The following is a 10,800-nucleotide window of genomic DNA, read 5'->3' as shown; positions in this document are numbered from 1 at the left end:
GTCGCCGGGGGCATGGCGGGCGGCAGCGCCGACGCGGCCGCGACCCTGGTCGGGCTCGCGAGCCTGTGGAACCTCGACGTCACGCGGGACGAGCGCTCCTCGGCGCCGAAACTGTCGGTGCCGGGCGGTAACGTGGAAACCGGGGGCGCCCCCGCGGGGTCAGCGAATCAGCGGGAGCCGTCGGTGCGGCGGGGCAGCTGCCAGGGGTTGGCCTCCTGCAGGGGTTCGGGCAGCAGGGCGTCCGGAAAGCCCTGCCAGGCGATCGGGCGCAGGAACCGCTCGATCGCGGCGGTGCCGACCGACGTCGTCGTCGGGGCCGTCGTGGCCGGGTACGGGCCGCCGTGCTGCTGGGCCCAGCTCACCGTGACGCCGGTGGGCCAGTCGTTCCACAGCAGCCGGCCGGCGATGCGGGCCAGCGACGGCAGCACCGGCCGGAGCCAGTCCACATCGGACTCCTCGCCGTGGATCGTGGCGGTGAGCCCCGGTTCGATCACGTCGAGCAGGCGCAGCAGCTCGGCCTGGTCGGCATAGGTGACGATCAGCGACGCCGGGCCGAAGCACTCCTCGTGCACGGTGGCGCCGCCCTCGAGGAACTGCTTGCCGGTGGTGGCCAGCAGCGTCGGCGTGAACGCGGGCGAGGACGACGGTGATTCGGCGACGACGTCGACTCCGGGGACCTCCCGCAGTTTCTCGAGCTGTGCGGAGTACCCACCGGCGATGCGGTCGTTGAGCATCGGCTGGGCCGCGGCGCCGTCCAGCGCCGACCGCAGCGTGTCGGTGAGGTTGTGGTCCTCCGGCAGGAACAGCAGGCCCGGCTTGGTGCAGAACTGGCCGGCGCCGAGGGTGAACGACCCGGCGTAGCCCTTGGCGACGGCTTCCCCGCGCGCGGCGATCGCGGCCTCGGTGACCACGACCGGGTTGACGCTGCCGAGCTCGCCGTAGAACGGGATCGGCCGGGGCCGCGCGTTCGCGATGTCGAACAACGCCCGCCCGCCCGGGATCGACCCGGTGAACGAGCCGGCCGCGATCCGCGGGTCCTTCAGCGCCGTGACGCCTTCCTCCTGCCCGAAGATCACGTCGAAGACGCCGTCGGGTGCGCCCGCGCCGAGCAGGGCTTCGCGCACGATCCGGCCGGTCAGCGCGGACAGCTCCGGGTGGCCGGGGTGCGCCTTGAGGACCACCGGGCAGCCCGCGGCGAGCGCGGACGCGGTGTCGCCGCCGGCGACGCTGAACGCGAACGGGAAGTTGCTCGCGGCGAACACCAGCACCGGGCCGATCGCGGTCCTGACCCGGCGGATGTCCGGGCGCGGGCCCATCGGCCAGTCCGGGTCGGCGTGGTCGACGGTGGCGCCGAGGTACTCGCCGTCGGAGAGGACCTCGGCGAACAGGCGCAGCTGGAACGTCGTGCGCTTCAGCTCGCCCTGCAGCCGCGGCGACGCGGGCAGGTGGGTCTCGGCGTGCGCCAGCGGGACCAGTTCGCCCGCGGCGGCGTCGAGCGCGTCGGCGGCCGCGGTCAGCCAGCGGGCGCGTTCGACCGGGGTCGCCTCGGCGGCGGGACGGGCGGCCGCGGCGGCCCCCGCCAGGATCTTCTCGAGCGTGGCGGCGTCAGTGGCCTGGCTCATCGGTGGAACAGCTCCTCAGTTCTCGTGGGCGGCGGCGGTGGCCGTTCGCAGGTCGGGCCAACGACCCGGACCGGCCAGTCCGAGGTGGTACAGGTGCAGCTCGGCGGCGCCCGCCTTGGCCAGTTCACCAACGTACGCGGCGATGTCCGGCACCGGCGCGGCGGCGACCGCGGTGATGTAGCTGGCGATCGCGACCCGCTCGGGCAGCGCTTCCCGGGCCGCCGCGACGGCGTCGGCTCCCGTGGCGGGTGCCCAGCCGAAGAGGACGACGGCGTCGACGTCGTCCGGCGCGGCCGGGGTCAGGCCGGGCAGCGCGCCGGTCACCCAGGGGTCGAGCGCGCCGTGCAGCACGATCCGGACTCCGCCGGGCAGCTGAGCCAGCACGGCGGCCCGCAGCTTGTCCGTGAACATCTGTCTTGCAGACAGAAGCTTCTGAGTCAGCGACGGCGGCAGGCCGTCGGCCGTCAGGCCCAGGTCGCCGGTGGCGATCAGCCGCCGGATCTCGTTGGCCAGCTGCGCCCGGACAGTGTCCGCGTCGAGGCCCCAGCCTGCCGCGCAGGCGTCGCAGCAGCAGATCGACAGCAGCCGGGCCACCGCGGGCGCCCACACGCCGTCGGTCTTCTCGTGCTGGTGCTGGTGCACCGCGCCGAGCGGGCCGCAGGCCTCCAGGATCACCGACGACAGCTCCAGCCCGGCGACGGCCTCCGCGGTCAGCTTCGCGGCGTACTCGCGCACCGCGGGCTGAGCCGGGCACAACGCCCACGGGTAGGCCTCGCCGAAGCAGTTGCGCACCACGAGGTCCGGGTGCTCGTAGCCGAGCTGGGAGTTGTGGGTCAGCACGATCCAGGCGGCGGCCGGGATGCCGGCTTTGTTGAGCAGCCGGACGGCCTCGCCGCCGCTGTCGTCCGAACCGGCCCAGTCCGGAGTGGACGGACGCAGCGGGCCCCACTCGCCGGAAACCGGGCGGTAGAACGCGGCGTGGCGCGCGACCACGGCCGTCCGCGACGGCGACCACGGCGTCGCGGCACGGGCGCTGTGGTACGAAAGCGCCACGGCCACCTCGTCGACGCCGAGGTCGCGGGCGCGCGAAGCGAACCCGTCCTCCAGCACGTCCCAGGGATAGGCGTATCCCGTCACCTTCACCGGGTCACCACCTCACCGTGTTCGGCTCGAACCCCTCGACGAAGTTCCGCATGTACGTCACGTCGTCCCGCTTCGTCAGTCCACATCGGACGTAGTTCTCGTGCAGCCGGGCCAGCGCGTCCTCGTCGAGCGTGATTCCGAGCCCCGGGGTCGTGGGCACCGCCACGGCGCCCTCCCGGAACTCCAGCACGCCCGGCTCGATGACGTCTTCGACCTTCCACGGCCAGTGCGTGTCGCAGGCGTAGGTCAGGTGCGGCGTCGCCGCGGCGACCTGCACCATCGCGGCCAGGCTGATCCCGAGGTGGCTGTTGGAGTGCATCGACAGGCCGACGCCGAAGCTTTCGCACGTCACCGACAGGGCCTGCGTGGCGCGCAGGCCGCCCCAGAAGTGGTGATCCGACAGCAGCACGCCGATCGCGCGCGCCCGGAAGCCCGGCTCGACGTCGCCGAAGTTCACGACGCACATGTTCGTGGCCAACGGCATCGACGCCTCTTCCGCCACCCGCGCCATGCCTTCGATGCCCGGGGTCGGATCTTCGAGGTACTCGAGGATGCCGTCCAGCTCGGCGGCGACGCGGACGCCGGTTTCGACCGTCCACGCGCCGTTCGGGTCGATCCGCAGCGGGTGCCCGGGGAACGCCTCGGCCAGCGCGCGGACCCCCTCGACCTCCTGGGCGGGCTCGAAGACCCCGCCCTTGAGCTTGATCGACCGGAAGCCGTACTCGTCGATCATCCGCCGCGCGGACCCGACCAGCGTCTCCGGCGTGGTGATCTCGCCCCACGAGTCCTCGCGGCCGTCGACGTGCTTGCCGTACTTGTAGAACAGGTAGGCGGAGAACTCGACGGCCTCCCGGCACCTGCCGCCGAGCAGGTCGGTGACCGGGCGGCCCAGGTAGTGCCCCTGCGCGTCCAGGCACGCGACCTCGAACAGCGAGTAGACGCTCGCGATGGTCTTGCGGATGGAGAACCCGCCGATCAGGCCGTGCGCGTCGGTCAGCACCGTGTCCGACAGCGCCCGCGCGACCAGCCGCTGCAGGCCGGGCAGGTCGAAGACGTCATGACCGCGCAGTTGCGGCAGGACCTTGCGCACCTCACCGAGGAACGCGTCGTCGCCGTAGGACTCGCCGAGCCCGACGACGCCGTCTTCGCACTTCACCTGGACGACGCCGCGCAGCGCGAACGGCTCGTGCACGCCCATGACGTTGAGCAGCGGCGGGTCGGCGAACGCGACCGGCGTCAGCACCACATCGAGGATCTTCATCAGCCCAGCGCCTTCAGCGTGAGGAAACCGTCCTCCACGATCTTCTCCAACCGGCGGACCTGCTCGGGCGTCGGCTCGACCAGCGGCGGCCGGACCGGGCCGACCTTGTCGCCGCGCAACCGGGCGGCGGCCTTCACCAGCGACACGGCGAAGCCCGGCGACTCGTCCCGCAACGCCACCAGCGGCAGGTAGAACCCGGTCAGCAGGGCGTCCATCACCCGCGTGTCGCCCTCGCCGAGCGCGCGGTGGAAGCGGTGCGCGATCTCCGGGGCGAAGCAGTGCACCGCCGAGGAGTACCGCGCGACGCCGATCGACGCGTACGCCCTGGCCGAGACCTCCGCGGTCGGCAAGCCGTTGAAGAACAGGAAGTCCCGCGCGCGCTCGGTGTCCAGCGCGCGGATCGTGGTGACGATCCGGGTCATCACCTCGACGTCGCCGTAGCCGTCCTTGAGGCCGGCGACCGAGGGGATGTCCAGCAGCGACGCCGCGGCCGGCGCGGTGAACACCCCGGTGCCGCGGTGGTAGACGATCACCGGCACGGACGAGTCGCCGACGGCGTACCGGACGAAGTCGACCAGGCCGGACTGCGGCCCGGTGACGAGGTACGGCGGGAGCAGCAGCACACCGTCCGCGCCCCCGGCCTGAGCCGCCGCGACGCCGGCCCGCGCCGACGCCGCGCCGCCGCCGGCGCCCACCCAGACCGGCACGCGGCCGGCGGCCACCTCCCGGGACCGGGTGAGCACCGCGGCGTGCTCGGCGGGCGAGAGTGAGCTGAACTCGCCGGTGCCGCACGCGACGAACAGCGCACCGGCGCCCGCCGCGATGTGGCTCTCCACGTTCTCCGCGAGCGCGTCGAGGTTGACCTCGAGGTCCTCGGCGAACGGGGTGAGGGGGAACGCCAGCAGGCCGTCCAGCTCGATCTCGTTCTGTGCCATCTGTTTCCGCTCTCTCGTCCTTTATTCGGGTTCGGCCGGGTATGGCCGGCGTCAGGCGGGCACGGACGTGCCTTCCTTCGTGCTGCGGTCGACGTCGTCGCCGCCGCTCACGGTCTCGACGATCTCGTCGGCGACCGCACTGCGCTCGGGCGCGAGCAGCCCGAGGCCGACGTACAGAACGAGCGAGACCAGGATCGGCGTCGCGATGAGCACCGTCTGGTTCGCCTTGAACACGTAGTAGACCAGCGCGTAGTCGATCAGGCCGCCCGCCCAGGAGACCAGCGCCGCGCGCGGGCCGCACTTGCGGAACCACGGCAGCATCCCGAGCAGCAGCGGGATCGAGATCGGGCCCATCAGCGCGGCCACCCAGTTGACCACGATCTGCAGCACGCCACCCAGGTTCTGCGCCTGGGTGGCCACGATCATGGTCAGCGCCACGAACACGACCGTGGTGACCCGCGCCGCCTTCAGGCCCTGGACGTCGGTCCACTGCCGGGCGCGGCGGAACATCGCCGGGATCATGTCGCGGGTGATCACCGCGGAGATCGCGTTGGCGTCGGAGGAGACCATCGCCATGGTGTGCGAGAAGATCCCGGCCAGCACCAGGCCGACCAGGCCCGGCGGCAGGAACGTGGTGGTCATGATCGCGTAGGACTGCGTCGGATCCTTGACGCCGGGGATGAGCAGCGGCGCGGCGAACATCGGGAACATCAGCACCAGCGGCCACAACAGGTACAGCGCCGACGAAAGCCGGGCGCTGCGCTTGGCCTCGTGGGTGTTCGGCGCGGCCATGTACCGCTGCGCCAGGTTCCACATGCCTCCGTTGTACTCCAGCGTCTTCACGAGCACGTAGACGAGCAGGAAGATGGTGGTGTACTTGGCCGTCACGGGATCGACGTGGCTCGCGGGCAGCTTGTCCCACATCGTCCACAGCGCGGAGATGCCGCCCAGCTTGCCCAGCACCACGACGATCATCACGATCGCGGCGATGGCCTGGATGACGAACTGGCCGAAGTCGGTGAGCGCGTCGGCCCACAGGCCGCCGATGGTGCAGTAGACCAGGGTGACCGCGCCGGTGATCAGGATGCCGAGGTTGTAGTCCAGGCCGGCGAACACGTGCAGCAGCGTGGCGACGGCGAACCACTTGGCCGCGATGTCGAAGATCTTCAGCAGGCTGCCGCTCCAGGCGAGCGCCTGCTGCGTCGGCACGTTGTACCGCCTGGCCAGGTACTCCAGCGGCGAGGCGACGCCGAGCTTCGAGCGCAGCTTGTTCCAGCGGGCGGCGAACAGCCAGCTGCCGATGCCGACACCGATGCCGATGCTGGCGAAGCCCCAGAAGTAGACGGTGACGCCGGTGGTGTACGCGACGCCCGCGTACGCGACGAAGAGCACCGCGCTGTAGCCGGACATGTGGTGCGAGATGCCGGCCAGCCACCACGGCATCTTGCCGCCGGCCGTGAAGAAGTCCTTCACGTCGCTGACCCTCTTGTGCGACCACCAGCCGATCACGATCATCAGCGCGAAGTACGCGCAGACCATCGCCCAGTCGAGTACGTGCACCGCAGGCTCCCTTCCGCGTCCACTTTGATGCGGTTCGTTGTTCACATCTATGAACGGAGTCTGTTATAGTGATGATGTTCATCCATAAGAATGCTGTTCGGGACGCTAATATGGCCGGAGTCACAAGTCAACGGCCGGACGGAGGCGCGCAAATGCCGCAGAAGGTGGACACCCCGGCGGTGAGCGACGGCGCCCCCGCCGAGTCGTCCGGCGTCAAGTCCGCGCGTCGCGCGGTGGACCTGATCGAAACGTTCGCGGCGAACGACGTCTGGCTGTCGCTGTCCGACCTCCACGCGCGGACCGGCTTCCCGCGTTCCTCGCTCCACGGTCTGCTGAGGACCCTCCTGGAGGCCGGCTGGCTGGAGGCGGACGCCAACACCGCCCGCTACCGCCTCGGCGTCCGCGCGCTGATCTGCGGCACGGCCTACCTCGACCGCGACGCCGTCGTCCCGTTCGCCACCGAAGCGCTGGAGCGCATCCGGGAGAAGACCGGCTTCACCGCGCACTTCGCGCGCCGCAACGGCACCGAGGTCGTCTACCTGGAGACGCGCGAGTCGCAGCGCTCCACCCACCTCGTCTCCCGCGTCGGGCGCACGCTGCCCGCGCACGCGACCGCGCTGGGCAAGGCGCTGCTGGCCGAGCTGACGCACGACGAGATCGAGGCGCTGATGCCGGCGTCGCTGACCGCGCTGACGCCGAACACCATCACCACCCTCGAAGGCCTGCACGCCGAGTGCGCCGCGACCCGCGAGCGCGGGTACGCCGCCGAAGTCGAGGAGGGCACGCTGGGCGTCCGGTGCGTCGCCGCGGTGATCCCCTACCGGATCCCGGGCACCGACGCGATCAGCTGCTCGATGCCGATCGCCCAGGTGACCGACGCCGACGCCCAGCGCGTCGGCGAGCTGCTCGCCGAAACCACCGCCGAGCTCGGGCGGCAGCTGCGCCGCGCCGGCATCCGCTAACCCCCTTCGGTGAAAGGAACCCCATGACGGACCAGCGCGTGCTCATCACCGGGTCGGCGGGCGTCGTCGGCACCCTGATGCGCCCCCGCCTGCGGCGACCCGGCCGGGCGCTGCGCCTGCTCGACCTGGCCCCGCAGACCGCGTCGGACGCGTCAGAGGAGGTCGTGACGGCGTCGGTCACCGACCCGGCGGCGATGGCGGAAGCGTGCGAAGGCGTCGACGCGCTGATCCACCTCGGCGGGCACAGCCGCGAGAACACGTGGGAAGCGACGCTCGACGTCAACATCAACGGGACGCAGGTCGTCCTGGAGGCGGCGCGCAAGGCGGGAATCACCCGGGTGATCCTGGCTTCGAGCAACCACGCGGTCGGCTTCCGCCGGATCGACTCCGAGCTGCCCGCGGACTCCTCACCGCGGCCGGACACGTACTACGGCGTCAGCAAGGCGGCGATCGAGGCGCTCGGCAGCCTGTACCACTCGCGCTTCGGCATGGACGTCATCGTGATCCGGATCGGCTCGTGCTTCGAGACGCCGTTGCCGCTGGGCCCGCGCGGCCTGACGACGTGGCTCTCCCCCGACGACGGGGCCCGGCTGTTCGAGGCGTGCCTCTCGGCGCCGTCACCGGGCTACCGGCTGATCTGGGGCGTCTCGGACAACACCCGCCGGATCTACTCGCTGACCGAGGCGGAGGCGCTGGGGTACAAGTCCCTGGACAACGCGGAGGTCTACGCGGAGCAGCTGGCTTCGAAGCCCGCCCCGACGGGCGCGGCGGCCGAGTACGTCGGCGGCCCGTTCTGCACCGCCCCCTTGGGCGTGTTCAACCCGCTCTGAGCCTGGCCCCGAACGCCCCAATGTGGCGTTGGGTGCGTCCAACGCACCGAACGCCACATTGGGGCGCTGGCGACCTGCCAACAGACCTACCGCAGAGGTACTAGTACCTTCGCGGCTTCCCCGCGTGGGGCCCGCTCGCCAGGGTGGCGGCCATGATCTTGAAATCCCGCCGTGCCCGGAAGTGGACGATCGTCGTCGCGAGCCTGCTGGTCGTCGTGGTCGCCGGTGCCTACGCCCTGTTGCAGGTCGCCGACTCGCGGACCTTCCAGTTCTTCGGGACCCTCGTGAACCGCGTCGACACCGCCGAGAAGATCGTCGCCGTCACCTTCGACGACGGGCCCGACCCCGCGGGCACCCACGCGATTCTCGACACCCTTCGCAGTCGCGAGGTGCCCGCGACCTTCTTCCTCATCGGCCGGGACATCGCGGCGCACCCCGACCTCGCCCACGACATCGCCGCCGCGGGCCACGAGATCGGCAACCACAGCTTTTCCCACGACCGGATGATCGGCGTGACGCCCGCCTGGGTCGCCGACGAGGTCGAAGCCACCGACGCGCTGATCCGCACGACCGGCTACACCGGCGACATCCTCTTCCGGCCGCCCAACGGCAAGAAGCTCTTCGCCCTCCCGCACTACCTCGCGTCGCACGGCCGCACGACGGTCACCTGGGACGTCGAACCGGACTCCGACGGGACCCCGGACGCCGGCACGGTCACCTCGGAGACGGTGAACCAGGTCCGGCCCGGCTCGATCGTGCTCCTGCACCCGATGTACCCGGCGCGCGAGCAGACCCGGCAGGCACTCGGCCCGATCCTCGACGGGCTCAAGCAGCGCGGCTACCGGTTCGTGACCGTGTCGCAGCTGCTGGCAACTCGACGCTGACGACCCACTCGCCGTCCCGCGCGCCGTGGCTCAGCGCGCCACCGGCCGCCGCGGCCTGCTCCGCGAGCCCGGCCAAGCCGTAACCCCCGCCCGCCCGCGGGGTTCCCTTGAGCGCGTTGCGCGCGGTGATCGTCAGCCGGTCGCCGTCGACCCGGACGCCGAGCCGCAGCCGGACGCCGGGACCGTTGTGCCGCAGCGCGTTCACCGCCGTCTCGGCGACGAACCGCTCGGCCAGGTCCCGCACCGGGCGCGGCAGCGCGGGCAGCACCGGATCGCGGTCGAGGACCAGGCCCGCCGTCCGCAGCCGGGCGAGCACTTCCGCCAGGTCCGGGGCGCGGTCGGCGTCCGTCCGCAGGTCGTCGAGCGTGCGGCGGACCAGTGTCAGCGCGCCGCGTCCGGCGGCCAGGAGGGTGTCCAGCCGCGCGCGGTCGGCGTCGGTCAGGTCGCCGACCGCGCGCAGCGTCTCGGCCTGCACCAGCATCACGGCCGTGGTCTGGGCGAGCGTGTCGTGCAGCCGCCGGGCGGCGCGCTCGGCCCGGTCGGCGAGCGCGCGACGGCGTTCGGCGCCGAGCAGCCAGGCGACCGCGCTGATCGTGACCACCAGGACCGTGCCGTCGACCGGTCCCTTCGCCGGGTACACCGCCGCACCGACGGCGAGCGCCGCCGCGGCCGCGAGCCACCGCTGGGGTGTGCTGTAGAGCGCGAGCAGCACCGGCACGTACATCGTGTTGCGCGGGTGGTCGAGCAGCAGGTGCCCGGCGGTCGCGAGGGTGACGACCACGAGCACGACGGCGGGGGCACGCCGGCAGAACAGCAGCGGCACCAGCTGCACCGCGCTGAGCAGCGCGGCGACCCAGCCCTGGTGCGGGGTCCAGGCGCCGCTGGCGAAGAACACCGCGGCCACCGCCGCCGTCGTGAGCAGAGACTGGCGCATGGGCCGACAGTACTGGCGGACTCTAGAGTGCGAGCATGATCCGCGTTCAGGTCGTCGACGACCACGCGCTCGTGCGCGAGGGGATCGCGCTGATCCTGGGGGCGCGGCCGGACCTCGACGTCGTCGCGCAGTACGCGAGCGGGCCGGAGCTGCTCGCTTCGGTCGTGGAAGCCGACGTCGTGCTCCTCGACCTCTACCTGCCCGGCATGGACGGCCTCGAAGTGCTGCGCCGGCTCGGGCCCGCGGCGCCCCGGGTGCTGATGCTGACCACGGTCGGCCGGCCCCGCGAAATCCGCGAAGCCCTCAACGCGGGCGCGGCCGGCTTCGTGCTGAAGGATTCCTCCGGCGACGAGCTCGCGGCCGCCGTCCGGGCCGCCCACCAGGGCGTGACGGCGCTGAGCCCGGCAGCGGCTTCCGCGCTGAGCGGCGGCGGTTCGCTGACGCCACGCGAGCGGGATGTCCTGGAGCTGCTCGGCGAAGGACTGTCCAATCGGGACATCGCGGCCCGGCTGCGGCTGGCCGAGCGGACGGTGAAGGTGCACGTGGGGAACGTGCTGGCCAAGCTCGGCGTCACCAGCCGCACCCAGGCGGCGCTCGTGGCCAGGGACCGAGACGGCTGACGCGGCGACCGGAAAGCCCCAATGTGGCGTTGGTTGCGTCCAACGCACC

The 10,800-nt window shown here is 72.0% G+C and carries 10 protein-coding genes and 1 pseudogene; 5 read left to right on the top strand and 6 right to left on the bottom strand.

Translation table 11 applies throughout. The features are described from left to right. A pseudogene (locus AB0M82_RS39495) lies at positions 1 to 153 on the top strand (hypothetical protein); the annotation flags it as partial. A 14-nt stretch (positions 154 to 167) separates the two neighbouring features. On the opposite strand, the gene AB0M82_RS39490 reads toward AB0M82_RS39495, so the two are convergent. Genes AB0M82_RS39490 through AB0M82_RS39470 form a run of 5 tightly spaced genes read right to left on the bottom strand, consistent with a single transcriptional unit; the run spans position 168 to position 6,521 of the window. Further along, entirely contained in the window at positions 168 to 1,622 is a 1,455-nt protein-coding gene (locus tag AB0M82_RS39490; protein ID WP_364733601.1) for an aldehyde dehydrogenase (NADP(+)), read from the bottom strand. Positions 1,623 to 1,637: 15 nt separating this feature from the next. After that, on the bottom strand, positions 1,638 to 2,765 hold the full coding sequence (locus tag AB0M82_RS39485; RefSeq protein WP_364733598.1) for a hypothetical protein: 1,128 nt from the start codon (positions 2,763 to 2,765) through the stop codon (positions 1,638 to 1,640). Between the two features lie 4 nt (positions 2,766 to 2,769). Continuing rightward, the gene (locus tag AB0M82_RS39480) at positions 2,770 to 4,026 is read right to left on the bottom strand and encodes a glucarate dehydratase family protein (RefSeq protein WP_364733595.1); all 1,257 of its coding nucleotides are present in this window, start codon (positions 4,024 to 4,026) and stop codon (positions 2,770 to 2,772) included. Then, the gene (locus tag AB0M82_RS39475) at positions 4,026 to 4,961 is read right to left on the bottom strand and encodes a 5-dehydro-4-deoxyglucarate dehydratase (RefSeq protein WP_364733592.1); all 936 of its coding nucleotides are present in this window, start codon (positions 4,959 to 4,961) and stop codon (positions 4,026 to 4,028) included. Before AB0M82_RS39475 ends, AB0M82_RS39480 begins: the two co-directional genes overlap by 1 nt. Before the next feature lie 51 nt (positions 4,962 to 5,012). After that, positions 5,013 to 6,521, bottom strand: coding sequence for a sodium:solute symporter family protein (locus tag AB0M82_RS39470; RefSeq protein ID WP_364733589.1), 1,509 nt, complete (start codon positions 6,519 to 6,521; stop codon positions 5,013 to 5,015). Positions 6,522 to 6,673: 152 nt separating this feature from the next. Between AB0M82_RS39470 and AB0M82_RS39465 the strand changes: the two genes are divergently transcribed. The 3 genes from AB0M82_RS39465 to AB0M82_RS39455 all read left to right on the top strand — a co-directional run bounded on the left by AB0M82_RS39465 (position 6,674) and on the right by AB0M82_RS39455 (position 9,197). Next, positions 6,674 to 7,483, top strand: coding sequence for an IclR family transcriptional regulator (locus AB0M82_RS39465; protein WP_364733586.1), 810 nt, complete (start codon positions 6,674 to 6,676; stop codon positions 7,481 to 7,483). Between the two features lie 23 nt (positions 7,484 to 7,506). Continuing rightward, positions 7,507 to 8,313, top strand: coding sequence for an NAD(P)-dependent oxidoreductase (locus AB0M82_RS39460; protein WP_364733584.1), 807 nt, complete (start codon positions 7,507 to 7,509; stop codon positions 8,311 to 8,313). A gap of 152 nt (positions 8,314 to 8,465) precedes the next feature. Continuing rightward, a complete protein-coding gene (locus AB0M82_RS39455) occupies positions 8,466 to 9,197 on the top strand; it encodes a polysaccharide deacetylase family protein (RefSeq protein WP_364733582.1) in 732 nt (243 codons plus the stop codon). Here AB0M82_RS39455 and AB0M82_RS39450 read toward each other — a convergent pair. Then, positions 9,139 to 10,131: a histidine kinase gene (locus AB0M82_RS39450; protein ID WP_364733579.1), complete on the bottom strand. Its 993-nt coding sequence runs from the start codon at positions 10,129 to 10,131 to the stop codon at positions 9,139 to 9,141. The two genes, AB0M82_RS39455 and AB0M82_RS39450, sit on opposite strands and share 59 nt — an antisense overlap. Before the next feature lie 35 nt (positions 10,132 to 10,166). Between AB0M82_RS39450 and AB0M82_RS39445 the strand changes: the two genes are divergently transcribed. Next, entirely contained in the window at positions 10,167 to 10,751 is a 585-nt protein-coding gene (locus tag AB0M82_RS39445) for a response regulator transcription factor (protein ID WP_364733577.1), read from the top strand. The last annotated feature ends 49 nt before the right edge of the window (positions 10,752 to 10,800 follow it).

It is taken from the genome of Amycolatopsis sp. NPDC051128, from assembly GCF_040682715.1.
Classification (GTDB): domain Bacteria; phylum Actinomycetota; class Actinomycetes; order Mycobacteriales; family Pseudonocardiaceae; genus Amycolatopsis.
The sequence above is the reverse complement of the archived record's forward strand: the minus strand, read 5'-3'. Positions and strand labels throughout refer to the sequence as shown.